15 protein-coding genes and 1 pseudogene are annotated in these 17,725 nt (G+C 69.5%); 12 read left to right on the plus strand and 4 right to left on the minus strand.

Annotated features, from left to right (window positions below; all coding sequences use genetic code 11):
• Nucleotides 1-161: 161 nt before the first annotated feature.
• From BHS09_RS24980 to BHS09_RS24995, 4 genes are all read left to right on the plus strand, one after another.
• Nucleotides 162-818, plus strand: a complete 657-nt coding sequence (locus tag BHS09_RS24980) for a hypothetical protein (protein ID WP_174260083.1) — start codon at nt 162-164, stop codon at nt 816-818.
• 58 nt (nt 819-876) lie between these two features.
• Nucleotides 877-1,839, plus strand: a complete 963-nt coding sequence (locus BHS09_RS24985) for an ATP-binding protein (protein WP_140793891.1) — start codon at nt 877-879, stop codon at nt 1,837-1,839.
• Nucleotides 1,840-1,906: 67 nt separating this feature from the next.
• Entirely contained in the window at nt 1,907-2,233 is a 327-nt protein-coding gene (cutA, locus tag BHS09_RS24990; RefSeq protein ID WP_140799335.1) for a divalent-cation tolerance protein CutA, read from the plus strand.
• Between the two features lie 270 nt (nt 2,234-2,503).
• Nucleotides 2,504-4,153, plus strand: a complete 1,650-nt coding sequence (locus tag BHS09_RS24995) for a right-handed parallel beta-helix repeat-containing protein (protein WP_140799336.1) — start codon at nt 2,504-2,506, stop codon at nt 4,151-4,153.
• On the opposite strand, the gene BHS09_RS25000 is transcribed toward BHS09_RS24995, so the two are convergent.
• Nucleotides 4,143-6,710 carry a N,N-dimethylformamidase beta subunit family domain-containing protein gene (locus tag BHS09_RS25000; RefSeq protein ID WP_140799337.1) on the minus strand — a complete coding sequence of 856 codons (2,568 nt, stop codon included), beginning with the start codon at nt 6,708-6,710 and terminating at the stop codon, nt 4,143-4,145. The genes BHS09_RS24995 and BHS09_RS25000 overlap by 11 nt on opposite strands.
• A 127-nt stretch (nt 6,711-6,837) precedes the next feature.
• A complete protein-coding gene (locus BHS09_RS25005; RefSeq protein ID WP_140793899.1) occupies nt 6,838-8,031 on the minus strand; it encodes an aspartate kinase in 1,194 nt (397 codons plus the stop codon).
• A 150-nt stretch (nt 8,032-8,181) separates the two neighbouring features.
• Here BHS09_RS25005 and BHS09_RS25010 point away from each other — a divergent pair, with 150 nt between their 5' ends.
• The 4 genes from BHS09_RS25010 to BHS09_RS25025 are packed head-to-tail and all read left to right on the plus strand — an operon-like array spanning nt 8,182 to nt 12,847.
• A complete protein-coding gene (locus tag BHS09_RS25010; protein WP_011554860.1) occupies nt 8,182-8,904 on the plus strand; it encodes an ABC transporter ATP-binding protein in 723 nt (240 codons plus the stop codon).
• A 31-nt stretch (nt 8,905-8,935) separates the two neighbouring features.
• Nucleotides 8,936-9,739 (plus strand): ABC transporter permease, encoded by an 804-nt coding sequence (locus tag BHS09_RS25015; RefSeq protein WP_140799338.1) that lies wholly within the window; start codon nt 8,936-8,938, stop codon nt 9,737-9,739.
• Nucleotide 9,740: 1 nt separating this feature from the next.
• Entirely contained in the window at nt 9,741-11,312 is a 1,572-nt protein-coding gene (locus BHS09_RS25020) for a GldG family protein (RefSeq protein WP_140799339.1), read from the plus strand.
• On the plus strand, nt 11,309-12,847 hold the full coding sequence (locus BHS09_RS25025) for a DUF4340 domain-containing protein (protein ID WP_140799340.1): 1,539 nt from the start codon (nt 11,309-11,311) through the stop codon (nt 12,845-12,847). Before BHS09_RS25020 ends, BHS09_RS25025 begins: the two co-directional genes overlap by 4 nt.
• A gap of 196 nt (nt 12,848-13,043) precedes the next feature.
• Here the strand turns inward: BHS09_RS25025 and BHS09_RS25030 are convergent, their stop codons facing one another.
• Both BHS09_RS25030 and BHS09_RS25035 read right to left on the minus strand, forming a co-directional pair.
• Nucleotides 13,044-13,748: a metallophosphoesterase family protein gene (locus BHS09_RS25030; RefSeq protein WP_140799341.1), complete on the minus strand. Its 705-nt coding sequence runs from the start codon at nt 13,746-13,748 to the stop codon at nt 13,044-13,046.
• Nucleotides 13,732-14,589 carry a nucleotidyltransferase gene (locus BHS09_RS25035; RefSeq protein WP_418763962.1) on the minus strand — a complete coding sequence of 286 codons (858 nt, stop codon included), beginning with the start codon at nt 14,587-14,589 and terminating at the stop codon, nt 13,732-13,734. The genes BHS09_RS25030 and BHS09_RS25035 overlap by 17 nt, the downstream gene beginning before the upstream one ends.
• A gap of 206 nt (nt 14,590-14,795) precedes the next feature.
• Here BHS09_RS25035 and BHS09_RS25040 point away from each other — a divergent pair, with 206 nt between their 5' ends.
• From BHS09_RS25040 to BHS09_RS25055, 4 genes and pseudogenes are all read left to right on the plus strand, one after another.
• Complete coding sequence (locus BHS09_RS25040; protein WP_140799342.1) at nt 14,796-15,776, plus strand: hypothetical protein; 981 nt, start codon at nt 14,796-14,798, stop codon at nt 15,774-15,776.
• 22 nt (nt 15,777-15,798) lie between these two features.
• Nucleotides 15,799-16,341 carry an RNA polymerase sigma factor gene (locus BHS09_RS25045; RefSeq protein ID WP_174258888.1) on the plus strand — a complete coding sequence of 181 codons (543 nt, stop codon included), beginning with the start codon at nt 15,799-15,801 and terminating at the stop codon, nt 16,339-16,341.
• Nucleotides 16,338-17,117 carry a DUF4384 domain-containing protein gene (locus BHS09_RS25050; RefSeq protein WP_140799343.1) on the plus strand — a complete coding sequence of 260 codons (780 nt, stop codon included), beginning with the start codon at nt 16,338-16,340 and terminating at the stop codon, nt 17,115-17,117. Before BHS09_RS25045 ends, BHS09_RS25050 begins: the two co-directional genes overlap by 4 nt.
• A pseudogene (locus BHS09_RS25055) lies at nt 17,114-17,689 on the plus strand (caspase family protein); the annotation flags it as partial. The gene BHS09_RS25050 and the pseudogene BHS09_RS25055, both read left to right, overlap by 4 nt.
• Nucleotides 17,690-17,725 lie beyond the last annotated feature (36 nt).

The following is a 17,725-nucleotide window of genomic DNA, read 5'->3' on the forward strand; positions in this document are numbered from 1 at the left end:
ACACTGACTGGCCGCCTGCTTTCCTCGGGGAGCGTCGGTTCAAAATCTTCCAGATTCGCTGTGAAAATCGGCGCCCTGGAGTTGCCATGTCGGACCTGCCAGGTATGGGGGAACGGACGGTCGGTTGCCCGGCCTCCCTGCACTGGAGTACGCGTCGGATCATGAGTCTCCTCCCCGAAAGCGCCAGCTTCGAAGAGCTGGTGCAGGACTACTTCCTCGCTGTGCGTGGCGCGGGGCTGATGCTCTCCGCGCTGGACACCGAGCTTTTGACGACCTGGGCCCGGGAAGGCGTTCCCTTCGAGGTGGTGGCGCGCGGCATCTCCCGCTCGGCGGAGAAGGCCCTCTGGGACGCGCGGCCCGGAGAGCCGGTGCTGCGCTCGCTGCGCGCGTGCCGGCGGCAGGTGGAGTCGGAGATCAAGAAGTACCGGGAGCTCGCGGCGGGCGCGGGTGAGGAACCCTCCTCCAATCCCAAGCGCAAGCGGGCCCGTTCCTGGGAGGAGACGCGGCACGCGCGGCTGTGCGCGGCGCTCGAGGACCTGGCGGGGCGGAACGAAGCGCTGTCGCACCGTGTGCGCAACCTGCGCATCACCGTCCTGGCGCATGTTCCGGAAGAGCCGGCGGCCATGGACGCCCAGGAAGCGCTGGCATTCCTGCTGGTGCTGCGCGCCCTGCCCTTCCTGGACCGGTGCGCCGTGTGGCGTGAGGCCCTGACGGCGTCCGCGGAACAACAGGTGATGTCGCCGCGCGCCCGAAAGGTGTCCCGGCGCTTCCGGGTGCTGGCGACGGTGCGGCGGCGGCTGGGCGTGAAGGAGATGTAGGCGGGCGGAACACCTGGCCGCCCGTTCAGTGGACTGACGACCGAGGAGAGGCTCTGGTATGGCGGTGCGTGAGATGGCTCCAAAGGCGAATGGCGAGGCGTGTGGTGAGTGCGGCGGGCGGACCTATGTCATCGAGCGCCGCGGGGACCAGGCCCAGGCGCGCATCTGCGCGTGCTCCGAGCACTGCTCGGTGTGCGGCGGGCGCGGGCACGTGCTGGTCGAGCGCGAGGGCGAGTTCAGCCAGAAGATGGGCCCCCGGCGCTACGAGGTGATGGAGGCGTGCAGTTGCACCAAGCTGCGAAAGCGCATTGCTCGCTTCGATGCGCTGGGTCTGCCTGCCTCAGCAGCGCATGCAAACTTTGAAAACTACCGCGCATCCAAGGAGGAACAAGACAGGGGCCGCAATGTGGCCATGCAGTTCGCCTTCCAGTATGTGCCGGGTGGTTCGTCCAAGGGCTTCATCCTCAGCGGGCCCGTGGGCACCGGGAAGACACACCTCCTGGCGGCGACGCTGGCGCACCTGGCTCTGGAGTTGGGCGTGCGTGGGCGCTACGTCGAAATCTCCCTCCTCTACGCGACCATCCGGCGTGGCTTCCAGGAGGGCAAGAGCGGCGGCGAAATCATCGGGCCCCTGTCGGAGGTGGAGGTGCTGGCCATCGACGAGATGGGCAAGGGCCGCGGCAGCCCCTTCGAGATGGAGACGCTCGATGAGCTGATTGCCCGCCGCTACAACGCGGGCCGCACCACGCTGTTCGCGTCGAACTACTCCCTGGAGCCGGAGAAGCGCGCCATCCGAAGCGCGGCGCCGACAGGCTACCGCACCACCGAGGACTCACGCAGCGCGGCCCGCGACACGGAGCTGCTCCGAGAGCGCGTGGGTGAGCGCATCTACAGCCGGCTGTGCGAGCTGTGCACATTCGTAGAGTTTCCCAAGGACACGCCGGACCGGCGCCGCACCCGGCAGGAGATGGACGCGCCCATGCACCATGCGACGGGCGGTGGGCGCACGCTGGGACGGTAGTCACGCGGGACGCCTGTCTGCGCCATCCCGCTCGACGGCCGGCGGAAGCTTCACGCATCCTGCGCCCATGACTGACGCCATCATCGTCCTCGTCACCGCCCCCACCGAGGACAAGGCCGCCGAGCTGGCCCGCGCGCTGGTGGAAGCGCAGCTCGCCGCGTGCGGCAACATCGTTCCCGGCTTGCGCTCCATCTACCGGTGGGAGGGGAAGGTCCAGGACGAGCCCGAGGTCCTGCTCATCCTCAAGACGCGCGCGGCCCTATTCGAGCCGCTGCGCGCGCGCATCGTCGAGCTGCATCCCTACGACGTCCCGGAGGTGCTGCGCGTGGACATCGCGGAGGGGCACGCGCCGTACCTTTCCTGGATTCTGGGCAGCACCCGCACGCCGGACTGAAGTCCCGCTCCCCTGCCCTACTGACTGGCGCAGCCAGCGCTCCACCTGCGGCTGGAACAGGGAGGAAGCGGCTTTGGAGAAGGGCTCGTGCGTGGCCTCCGCCCCCTGTTTTCAGAGGGACAGTGCGGCCTGGCGGGCCCGCGCCGGGAGCCTGAGCGACCCGGCGGGCCGCCTGCTCCACGAGGGCACGGCCACGGGCTTCCGGCAGAATACGGCGCGGCGAAAGGAACGTTGTCGGCTCGCCCTCTTCCCCCCCAGGAGCCGACCCCCATGTCCCGACTGCGCAGCTTGTGCCTCCTCGGACTCGTGTCCGTGGGTGGCGTCGCCTGCTCCAACGGCGCGCAGGCGCCTGCTCCAGCGTCCGATTCGGACCGCCTTCCCAGCTATCCTGGCTCGCGGCAGCCCTCGGCCCCCAACGTGCCTCCGCCCGCGCCACAGAACGACAACGACGACGTTTCTGGCCACGACGGCGATGACGAAGACGACATGCCCGTGGTGGAGCAGCCGCCTCCCGTCCCCGAGCCGCAGGCACCGGAGCCGCCCGTCTACGCGAAGGAGTGGTACGTCAGCCCGTCCGGCAATGACTCGGCGAATGGCTCGCGTGCAAAGCCGCTGCGCACCATCTCCAAGGCCCTGACGCGGGTGGGCCCGGGGGAAATCATCCGCGTCCAGAAGGGCACCTACACAGAGAAGCTCATCATCGACGCCAGCGCCAAGGCCGGCACCGCGGATGCCCCCATCACCCTGCGTGGCGAGGACCTGCCCAAGGTCGTTCCCACCAACAGCGGCTGGTTCATGGCCCACGTACAGCGCCCCCACTGGCGCATCGAGGGCTTCGAGTTCGACGTCCGGGGTCAGCGCCAGGTCGCCGTGACGTTCTCTGGAAACACCACCGGCACCGTGCTCGCGGGCAACGAGCTGCACCACGGCGCGTTCGGCAGCGGCATCAGCACCGACGCGGGCGCCAACGGCATCACCATCGAGAACAACCACATCCACCACTTCGCTCGAGGCAACGACGACTCGCACGGCGTCGTCATCGCGCCCACGTCGGTGGACATCACCGTGCGGGGCAACGACATCCACGACAACTCGGGTGACTCGGTGCAGTGCCTGGGCCCCGAGGGCTTCAGCAACAACACCCCGGCGCGCGGCGTCCTCATCGAGGACAACGACATGTACGACAACCGGGAGAACGCGGTGGACCTCAAGACGTGCCACGACGTCGTCGTGCGCGGCAACCGCATGTACGGCTTCGAGAAGTCCACCTCGTCCCGTGGCGAGGCCGTGGTGGTGCACTACTCCGCGCGCAACGTCGTCATCGAGGACAACGACATCTCGGATTCGTCGCTGGGCATCGCCGTGGGGGGCACCCGCGTGGGCGCGCCGCCCACCAACATCTCCATCCGCCGCAACCGCATCCACGACTTGAAGACGCCCGAGGGCTCCGGCATCCGCATCGAGAATGGCAGCGACGTGCGCGTGCTGCACAACACGGTGGTGGGGACGGACGGCTTCGCCTTCGTGGTGGGCCACGGCACCGGTGGGCCGTCCACCAACATCGCGGTGCGCAACAACCTGTTCGCCACGCGCAATGCCGTCAGCATGGGCCTGTCCGCCCCCGGCCTCAGCATGACGTCCAACCTCTACCTGGCCGACGCCGCGTTCAACACGGGCATCTTCGTCGCCCCGCAAAGCGGGTGGGTGGGCAGCACGCTCGCCCACTGGCTGTCGAACGGCGTGGAGCAGGACTCGGATGAGGGCGGCGAGCCGCTGGTGGACCTGGACACGCTGATGCCCGGCGAGCGCGCGGTGGACCGGGGCATGGACCTGGGGCTGCCCTACTGCGGCGCCGCGCCGGACATCGGCGCGGTGGAGTCGGACTGCCCCGAGGCCACCACCGCCGCGCTCATGGAGTAATCGCGCGCACCAGCGAATTGCCGGCGTCCGCCACGTAGAGGCGACCATCCGGCCCCACCGTCAGGCCGGCCGGGAGGACGAGGTCCGCCTTGTCTCCCGACCCGTCCGAGTGGCCGTAACGCCCGCTGCCGGCCAGCGTCGTCACCTTGCGCGCGCTGCCGTCCGCGTTCAGGACGACGCGGCGCACGCGGTAGTTGCCCGGGTCCGACACCGCGAGCGAGCCATCCTTCAGCACCGCGATGCCCAGGTACGGCAGGAACTGGGACGACTCCGGCGCGCCGTCACGGAAGCCCGGCGTCGTGCCCGCCACCACCGACGTGAGGCCGTCGCGAATGCGCACCACCCGGGACATGCCGGACTCGACGACGAACAGCGTGTTCCCATCCGCGCTCACCGCCACGCCCGAGGGCCGGTAGAGCCAGTCACCCTGCAGCGTCGTCACCGGGTGGCCCTCCGCCACCAGGTCGATGCGGCGAATCACGCCGTTGTTCATGTCCGCCACCAGCAGCGCGGTGCCATCCGGCGTCACCGCCAGGCCCGTGGGCTGGTTGAAGGCCGCCTGCTTCGCGGGGCCGTCCATCAGGCCCGGCGTCCCGCCCGCGAACACCTCCACCTTCCCTTCCGGGTCGATGCGGCGGATGACGTAGTGGTCCGTGTCGGCCACGTACACGTTGCCCGCTGCGTCCGCGGCGATGCCCATGGGGCCATTGAGGCCGGAGGCCACCGTCTTCACCTCGCCCCCCGGCGTCACGCGCTTCACCGCGTTGCCCAGGCCGTCCGCCACCACGATGCCCCCATCCGGCAGCAGGGCCACCGCGGTGGGCGCCCCCAGCGAGTTGCCCGCCACGGGGACACCGGCGCGGACGCGCTTTCCGGGCACGCCCGCCACCGTGCGCACCTCGGCCGAGGAGGGCCCCTGGGCGCTCGACACGTTCTGCCGCTCGAAGCGCACCAGCGTGTCGGGTACCGGCCGGCCCAGCGCCTTGTAGAGCACGTTCGCGACGATGCGGGCCGCGCGCGGGTCCGCCATGTCCTCGGAGGCCAGCGTGCGCACGAAGTCGATGCCGCCCGAGGAGAAGATGTAGGCGCTGCCCTGCTTGCGCAGCACCATGTGGCCGAAGCCGAAGGCGCCCTGGAGCGACAGCAGCGGGGACTCGGCCAGCACCTCCAGGCCCTCCGGCGAGCTGCCGTTGCTCACCAACTGGTCCACTTCGTAGCCGTTGGCCATCCACAGCGTGTCACCGGCCTTCAGCCCCGAGCCCGCCAGTGCCCAGTGTCCCGGGTTGGTGATGACGGCGGGGAAGCCGAACTGGTGCCAGCGGGCGGAGAACTGCACGCCCAGGAGCGCGTTCTCCGGACGGCCCACGACGCGCTCGCGGAACTTCACCGTGCGCTGGGCGCCCGAGTACGGCTCACTCGCGTGGCCCTTGTAGCAGGCGATGATGCGCCGCGGCCGGCCGTCCTTGGACGGCTCCATCTGCACCTGCCAGTACGCATTGTTCGCGCCCAGGTTGAGCAGCGACCGGCCTTCCGCCACCGCCCGGTCCGCGTGCTCGCGGATGCGCGGGCTCCAGTACTCGTCGTGGCCCGACATGAAGAAGGCCTTGGCGCCGGCCAGGAAGTCGTAGCTGGCGTCCAGGTCCTCGTCGGTGAAGTAGCCCACGTCCAGGTCCTGCGACTCCAGCCACTGAACCAGGCTCAGGTCGTCCGTCAGCAGGTGGCCGCTGCCATGGCCCCGGTAGTTGGGCCGGTCATAGGACACCTGGAAGGCGCGGCTGACGCCGTGCTCGCGCATCACCCGGTCGCGGTCGTCATAGAGGCTGGTGCCCCCCCAGGTGTTGTAGGCGGCCCAGGTGGCGGTGGGGATGAGGACGGCCACCTCGGCGCGCGGATTCGCGTCGCGCACGAAGAAGGGCACGTAGCGCTGGTGGTTGTCCTCACGCACCAGCTTCACCACGTACACGCCGCGCACCCAGTCTTCACCGACGGAAATCTCCAGCGTGGGCGCCCAGCGACAGGCGACGACGCCCGTGGCGCGGTCCGCGGGACAGTCACCCTGGCGCACGCCGGGCACCGGGCCTCCGCGTGCCACCTCGCGGGCGCCCGTGCCGCCGTAGTGCCCCATCCGGTACACGTACCAGCGGAACGTCCGGGCCTCGGACACCGACACGGCGACTCGCAGCGTCTCGCCCTGCGTCAGCGTGGCCTTCAGCGCGTAGCCTTCGATTTCGCGGCCGTGGGCGTTGCGGGTGATGCGCCACGCCGTGGTCCCCGGGCGGCGGTTCTCCTCGCGCACGGCGTCCGCGTCTCGCGCGGGCAGCTCCACCGGGCCCGCGTCGGGAGGCGCGGGCTGTCCGGTGCCGGCGTCCGGCACACCCGCGTCAATGAGTCCCGGATGCGGCTCACCGTCGCCGCCGTCATAGCCGTCGTTCAGGGGAGGCGTGTCGTGTTTGTCACCCGGTAGCACCGGGCGCACGGCCGCCTCCTCACAGCCAATGCCACCGAACACGAGCGCAAGCCCGCACACCCAGCCCGCCCAACGGCCTGCCTGAGCCATTCCGATCCTCCAAGCCACGGCTATTGGAGCGGAGGGTAGGCACGAACCCCCAGGAGGGAAGCGGGTGCCCTCCTGGAGCAATCATTGGGATGGATCACCCGGACAAAAGCTCAGGGTGGGAAAAGGCCTACCCGCCCAGGAGCTCTCGGTGCAGCCGGGCCGTCAGCGCCTTCAGGTGTGCTTTGTCCACCAGCAGCGTCAGTTGCAAAGGCGACGTATGGGCCGCGTGAACGTGAGCCCCCAGCTCCTCGGCGGCGGCCAGCGCGCGGCGCAGCGGCGCCCAGTCCGCGTTCAACCCCACGCCCACACAGGTGACGGTGCCCAGGTCCTCGCGCCAGGACACGGCGTCACCGAAGCGCGTGGCCAGCTCCCGGCGCAGCGCGTCCGCGCCATGGATGTCCGCCAGAGGCACGGTGATGACCGTCCTGCGCGCCCCGCCCACCGAGCCCTCGAAGTCCAGCGTCCGCCCTCGCACGGCGCGCGCGTCCAGGAACTCCAGCAGCTCCGCCAGGCGGATGGGCTCCGCGGCGGACAGCACGGCCATCTCCGCGTCGGCGGTGACGCCCTTGAGCCGGTGGTCCGTGGGGACAGCCAGCTCCTGGACCGCCGTCCCCGTTCCCTGGCCGTGCGCGGTGCGCGCGAGGATGGTGATGCCCCGCGCCTTGGCCCACTCCACCGCCTGCGCGTTGAGCACCTTGGCGCCCGCGCTCGCCAGCTCCTGCATCTCGTCGTAGCTCAGCGACTCCAGCTTGCGCGCATCCGGCACCACCCGGGGGTCCGCGCTGAACACGCCGTCCACGTCCGAGTAGATTTCACACGCCTCCGCGTCCAGCGCCGCCGCCAACGCCACCGCCGTCGTGTCCGAGCCGCCGCGCCCCAGCGTCGTCACTTCCTTCTTGAAGGAGACGCCCTGGTAGCCCGCGACGATGACGACCTTGCCGCGCGCCAGCTCGTCGTGGATGCGGTACGGACGCACCTCCACGATGCGGGCCTGCGCGTGCGCGTCCGTGGTGATGATGCCGCTCTGGCTGCCGGTGAAGCTGATGGCCGGCACGTCCATCTCCTGGAGCGCCATGGAGAGCAGCGCCATGGAGATGCGCTCGCCACACGTGAGCAGCATGTCCAGCTCGCGGCGCGGCGGGTCCGCCGAAACGCCCTTGGCCAGCGCCAGCAGCTCATCCGTGGTGTCGCCCATGGCGCTCACCACCACCACCACCTGATAGCCCGCCTCGCGCTTGTCCTTCACCCGCTGGGCGACCTTGCGGAGCTTCTCCACGCCGGCGACCGACGAGCCGCCGTACTTCTGGACCACGATTGGCATGATTCGACTCACTACCCCTGTTCGGCGTGTCCGGAAAACCACACTGGTAGGCCTCCCTGCAGAAGTCTGGCCAGCCGCTGAACGACGCCCACACCCGGAGTCGGTGTCGCCTTGACACGCCAATGTCGGGTTTAATACCCGCCCATGCCGATGATCGAGGTCCAGCACCTCACCAAGCGATACCGCGACCGGGTGGCCGTGGACGACCTCACCTTCCAGGTCGAGGCCGGTGAGATTCTCGGGTTCCTGGGCCCCAACGGGGCGGGCAAGTCCACCACCATGAAAATCCTCACCGGCTTCCTCCCGCCGTCGGAGGGGGTGGTCCGCGTCGGGGGCTATGACGTCGAAGCGCAGCCGCTCGAGGTGAAGCGCCGCATCGGCTACCTGCCGGAGATGCCGCCGCTCTACGTGGAGATGACGGTGCGAGGCTACCTGCGCTTCGTCGCCTCACTGAAGGGACTGTCGGGGAGCGCCCTCAAGGCCGAGCTGGAGCGGGTGGCCGCCCTCATGGGTGTGACGCACGTCATGGACCGCGTCATCCAGAACCTGTCCAAGGGCTACAAGCAGCGTGTGGGAATCGCCCAGGCGCTGCTCGGCTCCCCGCCGGTGCTCATCCTGGACGAACCCACCGAAGGCCTGGACCCCGCACAGCGCGCCGAGCTGCGCGCCCTCATCAAGGGCCTGGCCGGCAAGCACACCGTCATCCTCTCCACGCACATCCTCCCGGAGGTCACGATGACGTGCCAGAAGGTGCTCATCATCCACCAGGGGAAGATGGCCGCGTACGACGACATCTCCCAGCTGGCCCGCATCCACGGCCAGGCGGAGAACGCGTCGCTGGAAGAAGTCTTCATCAAGCTGACCGCCGCCTGAGCGCGGCCCCCTTTTCGAGGACCCTGCCTCCATGCGCACCGCCCTGGCGATTGCCCGCAAGGAACTGTCCATCTACTTCACCACGCCGTGGGCCTACGCCGTCTTCACGGCGATGGCGGCGCTGACGGCCTTCTACTTCACGGACCTGCTTCAGGCGTTCAACGACGTCCAGGGCGTGGCGCGCCGGGTGGGCTGGGCGCAGATGTCCCCGGACTTCAACATGTACCGCAACCTCACGGACGGGGTGGTGGTGGAGCTGTGGGGCAGCGTCCTGGTCATCACCCTGGTCGTCACGCCGTTCCTGTCCATGCGGCTGTTCGCGGAGGAGAAGCGCAACCGCACCTTCGAGCTGCTGATGACGGCGCCGGTGCGGCCCATTGAAATCGTGCTGGGCAAGTACCTGGGCGGCCTGGGCGTCATCTCCGCCACGCTGGCGCTCACGCTCGTCTTCCCGCTGCTGCTGTCCGCACTGGGCAGCAGCGAGTCCGGGCTGGCGCTGGAGTGGTCCACCGTCCTGCTGGGCTACGGCGCGTTGCTGCTGTGGGGCGCCACCTGCATGGCCGTGGGACTGTTCATCTCCGCGCTGACGGAGAGCCAGATGCTGGCGGCCTTCCTCACCTTCTGTGTCCTGCTGGCGTGGATGCTGCTGGGCCAGGTGGCCCGCCGCGCGGAGGAGCCGCTGCGCTCCGCGCTGTCCTACGTCGCCTGCGACCTCCAGTTGCAGGGGATGATCAAAGGCGTGCTGGACGCGCAGTCGCTGGTGTTCTTCGCCTCCGTCATCGGCTTCTCCCTCTTCCTCACCCACCGCACGGTGGATGCCCAGCGGTGGGCCTGACATGCAGGCGGCCAACGTCGGCAAGGTCCTGGGCGCGTTCGGACTGCTGCTGCTGCTGTCGAGTCCGTTCACCCTGTTCGTCACCTCGGACAGCGCCGTCACCGCCGCCGTGAAGGCGGGCGCGGGACTGGTGCTGGTGGGCATCTACGGCGCGACGAACTACCGGCAGTTCGGCCAGTTCGCCACCCGCCGCTCCAGCAGCTTCTTCGCCACCACGGTGCTCACCACGCTGGGCGTGTTCGCCGGGCTGGTGGCGGTGAACTACCTGGCCTTCAAGCAGAACCGGCGCTGGGACTTGACGCAGGCGCGCATCCACACGCTGGCGCCACAGACGGTGTCCTCGCTGGCCGCGATTCCGGACCAGGTGCGCGCCATCGCGTTCATCACCCCGGCGCATGCCCAGTACGGCCAGTTGGAAGCGCTCCTCGCGCTCTACCATGCGGAAGCGCCGGGGAAGTTCGAGTACACCTTCAAGGACCCGCGCCGCAGCCCGGACCTGGCCGCGAAGTACCAGGTGCGTGAGGGCCAGACGGCGGTGGTGCTGGTACGCGGCGAGGGCGAGCACGCCACGCACACGCTGCTCGCCACCGTGTCCGAGCAGGAGCTGACGCACGCGGTCCTCAAGCTGAACTCGGTGGGCAGCCAGAAGGTCTATTTCGTCACCGGCCATGGGGAGTGGCCACTGGACAAGGAGCAGGCCCCGCCCAATGACCCGGGCGCCAGCCTTTCCGAATTCCGGAGGCAGTTGCTCCAGGAGGGCTACACCGCGGAACCGCTGAACCTCGCGGGTGTCCAAGATGTGCCACCGGACGCCGCGCTGGTCATCATCGCGGGGGCCCGGGTGTCCTACACCGCGCCGGAGAAGGAGGTGCTCCAGCGCTACCTCGCCTCCGGTGGACGCATGCTCTACTTCGCCGACGCCAATCTCCGTGACGGCCTGGACGGACTGCTGGCCGAGCACGGCGTGCAGGTGGACGAGGGCATCGTCGCGGACGCGCAATACAACAGCGGCAACCCCTTCGTGGTGCTGTCGCTCTTCTACAGCGACCACGAGATTGGCAAGCCGCTGCACCAGCGGGGGCTCAACGTGGAGTTCCCCACCCCGCGCAGCCTGACCCTGCTGCGCATGGGCATGGCGCCGGGCGTCCAGGTGGAGCCGGTGGTCCTCACGTCCCAGTACGGATGGGTGGAGAGCACGCCAGAAGAGAACGCGGTGCCTTCGGATGGCGAGAAGACGGGCCAACTGGTGCTGGTGGCCGCCGTGACGCGTGATACCCAGGCCGCGCAGGGCAAGCGCTTCGACGAGGCGCGCCTGGTGGTGATGGGGGACTCGGAGCTTCTCCTGGACCCGAACTGGGGCCATGAGCCCAACCGCAACCTGGTGATGAATGCGCTGGGCTGGGCGTCCACGCAGCTCACGAAAATCACCATCCGCCCGCCGGACCGCGAGGTGTCCACGCTGGAGCTGGACGCGGCGACGCTCAGCCGCATCCGCTTCTTCGCCACGGACCTCATGCCGCTGACGCTGCTGGGCGTGGGCCTGGCCATCTGGCTGTCGAGGCGCAACAAGTGACGCCGGCCCGCGGAAGGTGGCGGTGGAGCATCCTCACCGTCGTCACGGCGGGCCTGGGGCTCACCGCATGCACCGGTGAGAAGGCGTCCGAGGCGAGCGAGGCCCGGCGGAAAGCCGACACCCAGCAGCGCCTCTTCGTCACGGGGACGGAGGAGACGCGCGGACAGGACGACGGGGCACCCGCGAAGCCCGTCTTCACACACCTGACGGTGCGGGCCCGGGGCGCCACCACGGAGCTGGTTCGCGAGCAGGACGGTACGTGGAAGCTGACGGCGCCCGTGTCCGCTCGCGCGGAGGCAGCCGTGGTGGAGACCATCCTCGGCACGCTGGCGTCTTCGAGCTTCAGCGCCACCGTGAAGGAGGCGCCCACCGACGCCGACCTGGACGCGTACGGCCTGAAGCCGCCCCTCTTCACCGTCACGGCCCGGGCCTACCTGCCAGATGCTCAAGGCCAGGGGGCGCAGGACCCCGCCCGCCAGCGCACGGTGACACTGCACTGTGGCAAGGAGAACACCTACGACGGCTCCGTCTACGTACGCCGAGACGCGGAGCCGGCGGTCCACGCCGCCGCGGGGACGGTGCGCTGGGCCCTGGACCGGGACACCTTCGCCCTGCGCGCCAAGGACCTCCTGGCGCCCCTGGATGAGCGTGCGCTGAAGGGCATCGAGGTCAAGGCGCCGCAGGGTGCGTATCAACTGACGCGAGACGCGGACGGCACGGGCTGGCGGCTGGTCGCGCCGGTGGCCGCCAACGCGAACGCGACGCGTGTCGCGGACCTGCTGAAGGTCCTGGTGGACCAGCGGGCACTGTCCTTCCCCGAAGACACGCCGGAGTCCCGGAAGCGGTTGGGCCTGGAGGCCCCGGTGGTGGACGCCCGCTTCACCGGCGGCCCGGGCGAACCGGTTCGGGTGCGGATGTCCCGCGTGACGGAAGACGGCGCCGTGCGCGCCTATGCGTTGCGCGAGCAGGGGACGCAAGCCGTGCTGGGCGAGGTGCCCGAGGACGCCCTCGGCGTGCTGGACGTGAGCGTCCGGGAGCTGAAGGACCGGCGCGTGCTGGAGTTCCGGCGCCAGGACGTCCGCCGCATCGTGTTCCACCCGGGCGGTGGCGCGCCCACCATCACCGTGGTGAATACGTCGGAAGCCAACGAAGGCGCCGGACACTGGGACATGGAGTCCCCGCAGCGGGGCAAGGCACAACACTTCAAGCTCGCTTCGCTGCTGCGCGCGCTGGAAGGTCTGAAGGCCACGGGCTACGGCGAGACGAACCCAAGGAATTGGGCCCGGTATGGCGTGACGGCGGCCTCCCCCGGCGCCGTGCTGCTGGGCGCGGACGGACGCGAACTGGCGCGGCTCTGGCTGGGCACTGAAGTCCCCGACGAGCCCGGCACGCTCTACGCCCGCGGCTCCGGCCCTGATGTCCTCAAGGTGCCCGAGTCACGCCTCACGTTGCCCACCAGGCCCGAGGACTTGCTGGAAGCAGCGAAGGTCCCCGACGCGCCGAAGCCGCCCGCGAAGACGGAGCAGGCGCCCTGAGCGCCCCTCCCCGCCCCACCGACAAGCAGCGCCAAGCGTCAGCGTGAAGGCGCTGCGCTGAGCCCCCTCCCCTGCCCCTCCGTCAGCGTGTGCTCGAACTGGAGCATGCACAGACCGCGCTGGGTCCTCAGGCGCCCACCCGCCAGACATGTCTCACGATATCGGCTACGCGACACTGTGCTGCCCCGCGGGGTGACTACACCTCCAGCAACACATACCGCTGGTCCGGGGTGTGCTTCGCCAACAGGGGCATGGCCACGTTGTAGACGGGGATGCCGCTCTTCGTCTTTCCGTTGCGAGCGCCGTGGTGCGCGTGCCCGTGGAACACCACCTCCGCGCCGTAGTGGTCAATGGGCATGGACAGGCGGCTGGTGCCCAGGAAGGGGCGAATCTCGATGTTCTCCCCCTCCAGCGTGTCCGGCACCGGGGCGTAGTGCATGATGACCACCTTCTTCTCCACGTCGAGGTGGCTCAGCGCGGCCTCCAGCTTGAGCGACTCCGTGACGGCCTCCTGCACGAAGGCCTTCGTCTGGCCCTCGCCAAAGGCCTGGAGCGTCGCGTTGCCGAAGCCGCCGCCAAAGCCCTTCACTCCCGCCACGCCCAGCACCTTCTCGAAGATGAAGTGGTCCCCGTCCAACACGTGGACGCCGACCTTGGCCAGCTCGCCGCAAATCTCCTTCACCTGGTTGTGCTCATAGTCGTGGTTGCCGAGCACCGCGGCGCAGGGAACGCGGAGCGCGGACAACTCCTCCGCCAGCACCTTGCCCTCTTCAATCATTCCGCGGTCGGTGAGGTCGCCGCACAACACGAGCAGGTCCGCCGTGGCGTTCACCTGCTTGACCAGTTGCCGGAAGCGACCGTGGTGGTCCTCCCGGCAGTGCAGGTCACCGACCGCCGCCAACCGAATTTTCGAGCCCGGATCGCGCGCCACTCTCATCCCCTCGCTGTCGTTCGTTCTCGTCCCAGGACCTCCCGTCACTGAAGCCCCAGTGGTGGATGTCCACGTGATAGTTCACGCGGGAAATCAGGTTGCCGCGGCACAGCTTCTCTTCCCAGCGCCCCTCGCGCAGGGTGTGCAGCGTGCGGCTCATCAGCTCCGCCATCACCCATTCGGGAATGGCGTCCCGCTCGGACGGATAGGCGAAGCGGAACATCATCAGGTGGCTGAGCAGGACCTCCCAGTACCGGTCGAAGCGGCGCATCATCCGCTCCCAGTCCATGCTCCGGCCCGCTTTCAGCAGCAGGTGGTTCACGTCCGCGCCGTCATAACGCTCGCGCTCGTTCACGAACGCCTTGGACCAGATCATCTCCTCGGCGGGGGCCACCAGACACTCGTGCCCGAAGATGGTGGCGCGCGGGGCGTGTTCGAACCACTCGTCGTCCACCACCGCCACGCCGTTGCCGGAGGAGAAGATGAAGTCGACGAAGTAGTCGCCCTTGAAGGCCTTGTAGAGCCAGACCTCGTCCGCGCGCTCGGTGCGCCAGCCGTCCTTCTCCAGGACTTGCAGCGCCCGGAGCGCGTCCGCCTTGCGGGGGAAGAGGTCCAGGTCCTTCGTGTCGCGGTAGATGCCGGTATACGTCGCATAGGCGTAGGCACCGCCCACGACGAAGGGCACCCCGGCGTCGATAAGCAACCCGACGGCCCTGGCCCGGGCGTTGATTTCGTCCGGGGCCCGCTCACGCTCTGCCAGCTGCGCGTCCGTACCCATCTCGCCGGGATGGTTGGGGTGTCTCTTTTCCATGGCCGAAAGGTAGGACTGAGAATTTCGGCCGTCCGCCGGTGCGGAATAGATGCCTGGGGAGCGGGCAGCCAACCTGCAAGTATTGTGATTCCGGACGTTTCGCGCACCCTGCGGGCGCCTTTTCCGTTTTCCGGCCGAGCTGTGTCCATGAAGGCAGACACGCTGCTGCACGGCCCGCCGGGGGCCGTTCGAAGGGAACGTGGACCATGCTGCGCAAGAGCCTGCTGTGTGCCGCCCTGCTGGTGACAGGTTGTGACAACGCGACGAGCGACGAAGACGCCTTCCGGGAAGGACTGCCCTCCATGGAGATGGTGGAGATGCGCTCGCCCTCCAGGAACAACGGGCAGGGGCTGACGGCCTTCTACGGTGAAGGCCAACAGGCCGAGTACTACCGCGCGACGGTGGCGGCGGCGGCCACCGTCAACTTCGGCACGGTGAGCGTGCTCAACCTCATCGAGGACATCGTCCGGCACGTCCCCACCTCCATCGAAGGGAACGTGGCCGTGTGGGGTCCGCACACCGGTGCGCTCGACGCGGTGACGTGGAAGCTGACCGTCACCCGCACGGGCGACCACAGCTACACCTGGGTCCTGGAGGGCAAGGGCAAGAACGAAGCGGACAGCGCCTTCGTGGCCTTCCTCTCCGGCACGCACACCGCCTCGGTGAACGCCGACGGTGAGCGCGTCCAGGGCCACGGCTCCGGCGGGTTCCTCATCGACTGGGACCAGGCGAACACGCTGCCCGGCGTCACGGGCGACGACGTGGGCACGGCGGAGATTCGCTACGCGCGCGTCGCAGGAGCGGCGGAGTCCTCCGTGGAGGCGGACTTCCACCAGGTGCGTGACGAGGAGCGCCCGGACTCCCGCGTGGACGCCGTCTATCGCTTCAAGCAGGGCGTCGGCGCGGGCGGCGAGCTGGACTTCGTCATCCGCAAGGACATCGACACGGACCCGCGCCGCGCGGCGCTGGAGAACCTGGCCATCAAGAGCCGCTGGGAGGCGACGGGCGCTGGCCGCTCGGACATCAAGCTGTCGGGCGGGGACCTGTTCGGTGAAGCCACACTGAGTGAATGCTGGGACAGCAACTTCCTGAGCGCCTACTTCGCCATCAGCGTCAATCCGGTCCTGGGTTATGGCGAGCTGAGCGCCTGCGGAAACTTCAGCACCGCCGTCTACTCCACGCTGTGACGCGCGCGGTAGTCTGCGCCGTGTGACGGGAACGAGCCGGCCACTCCTCCAGGTGATTCCAGGCGGTCCTCGACAGGACCGGCGGGCCTTCCTGCGAGAGTTGTATACGAAACACGGCGGCAGCGTGTTGGGGCGCTGCCGCTACCTGTTGAAGGACGCGACGAAGGCGGAGGATGCGATGCACGACGTGTTCGCCCGCGCCCTCACGCACGGCGACGACTTCCGCGCGGAGTCCTCGCCGCTGACGTGGCTGATGAAGATTGCCACCCACCACTGTCTCAACCAGCTGCGCGGCGAGCGCGCCGGCTGGCGTCAGTGGTTCGAACGGGACGCCGCCGCCCGTCCTGAAGGCCATGGCGGGCAGGAGGCCATGGAGACGCGAGACCTGGTGCGCCGGTTGCTGGCGCGCGTGGACGTGGAGACACAGGCGGCCGCCATCCACTACCACGTCGATGGAATGACGCTGGAGGAAGTGGCCGCGCTGCTGGGCCGCTCGGTGCCCACCATCCGCAAGCGGCTGGAGCACTTCGCGGCGCTGGGCGGAGAGGAGCTGAAGGTCCCATGAGCGCGCACGAATCGGAATGGACACTGCGCCGCCTGAGCGCCGGGGAGCTGGCCACCACCGAGGCCGCCCGCGTCCAGGCCCATGCGGCCTCGTGCGAGGCCTGCGCCCAGGCCCTGCGCGGCATCCAGGAAGCCCAGACACGGTTCGAAGCGGAAGTCCCCTTCGAGCGCTTCGAGGCCGGCGTGGAGCAGGCCCTGCGGCGGCAGCAGGACTCCGCCCGGCCGCCGCCGCGCCGCTGGGTGGCGACGACGGTGGCCATCGCCGCGTCTCTGCTCGTGGTGGTGCTGGTGCGCCCGCTGCTGGGCTCCAGCGCGGAGTCCGGCGCCATCGTGGGACTCAACCGCCTCAAGGGCGGCGCGACGGCGGAGCTGCGCATCGGAGGGGGGCTGGGGCCGCAGCGGGAGGCCATTCCGGGCAGGCCCGAGGCGCTCGACCCGGGTGAGCGGGTGATGGTGGGTTACAATGCGGGGACGCACCGCTACGTGGCGGCGCTGTCGGTGGACGCCATTGGCGAGGTGACGCCGCTGTATCCAGAGGCGGGAGCCAGCGCCTCCGTGGCACCCGGCAGCGGACAGCACTGGCTGCCCGGAGGCTGGGAGTTCACCGGCTCTGGAGATGAGCGCGTCATCGTGGTGCTGAGTGACGAGCCCCTGCCCCAGGAGACGCTGGTGGAAGCCGCCCGGCGCGCCTTTGTCCAGGCGGATGGCGACGTCGGCCGGATGGCCGACCTGGAAGTCCCCGGAGCGCAGACGCACTGGGTGCTGCAGAAGCCATGAGCCGTCTGCCCTGCCCCACGCGCGCCCTGGCGCTGGTGCTCGCCCTGGCGGCGTCCGCCGCGGACGCGGACACGCTGCGCCGCTTCGCGCTGGTGGCCGGCAACGACCAGGGCGGCGCCGACACGCGCCCGCTGCGCTTCGCCCGGGACGACGCCCGGAAGATGCATGCGCTCCTGCTCCGCCTGGGCGGCGTGTCGCCCGTGGACGCGAAGCTGCTGCTGAACGAAGACGCGCGGGACTTCCTGGCCGCCCTCGCTGAGCTGGAGCAGCGCGCCCGCGCGGCCCGGGCGCGAGGCGAGCGCACCGCGCTGTTCGTCTACTACTCCGGCCACGCCAAGGACGGCGCGCTGCGGCTGGGCGACACGCGGCTGGGGTTCGACGACCTCAAGCGCCGGCTCGCGGAAGCCTCCTCGGACATCCGCATCGCCATCCTGGATTCATGCCGCTCCGGCGCGATGACACGCACCAAGGGCGCGCGACGTGCCCCGGCGTTCGACATCGAGTCGGGAGCGAGCCGCGACGCGCGCGGGCTGGTCATCCTCACCTCCAGCGCGGCGTATCCGTCCGGCCAAGGACGTGCTGAGAGGCGTTGAGTGAGGAGTCGGCGC

Origin of the sequence: Myxococcus xanthus (genome assembly GCF_006402735.1) — a bacterium.
Taxonomy (GTDB): domain Bacteria; phylum Myxococcota; class Myxococcia; order Myxococcales; family Myxococcaceae; genus Myxococcus; species Myxococcus xanthus_A.

Coding starts and splice junctions, on each gene's coding strand:
- BHS09_RS25035 (WP_418763962.1), bottom strand. CDS start 14,589: ATGGAAAAGAGACACCCCAACCATCCCGGCGAGATGGGTACGGACGCG.
- BHS09_RS24995 (WP_140799336.1), top strand. CDS start 2,504: ATGTCCCGACTGCGCAGCTTGTGCCTCCTCGGACTCGTGTCCGTGGGT.
- BHS09_RS25040 (WP_140799342.1), top strand. CDS start 14,796: ATGCTGCGCAAGAGCCTGCTGTGTGCCGCCCTGCTGGTGACAGGTTGT.
- BHS09_RS25010 (WP_011554860.1), top strand. CDS start 8,182: ATGATCGAGGTCCAGCACCTCACCAAGCGATACCGCGACCGGGTGGCC.
- BHS09_RS25005 (WP_140793899.1), bottom strand. CDS start 8,031: ATGCCAATCGTGGTCCAGAAGTACGGCGGCTCGTCGGTCGCCGGCGTG.
- cutA (WP_140799335.1), top strand. CDS start 1,907: ATGACTGACGCCATCATCGTCCTCGTCACCGCCCCCACCGAGGACAAG.
- BHS09_RS25050 (WP_140799343.1), top strand. CDS start 16,338: ATGAGCGCGCACGAATCGGAATGGACACTGCGCCGCCTGAGCGCCGGG.
- BHS09_RS25000 (WP_140799337.1), bottom strand. CDS start 6,710: ATGGCTCAGGCAGGCCGTTGGGCGGGCTGGGTGTGCGGGCTTGCGCTC.
- BHS09_RS24980 (WP_174260083.1), top strand. CDS start 162: ATGAGTCTCCTCCCCGAAAGCGCCAGCTTCGAAGAGCTGGTGCAGGAC.
- BHS09_RS24985 (WP_140793891.1), top strand. CDS start 877: ATGGCGGTGCGTGAGATGGCTCCAAAGGCGAATGGCGAGGCGTGTGGT.
- BHS09_RS25020 (WP_140799339.1), top strand. CDS start 9,741: ATGCAGGCGGCCAACGTCGGCAAGGTCCTGGGCGCGTTCGGACTGCTG.
- BHS09_RS25015 (WP_140799338.1), top strand. CDS start 8,936: ATGCGCACCGCCCTGGCGATTGCCCGCAAGGAACTGTCCATCTACTTC.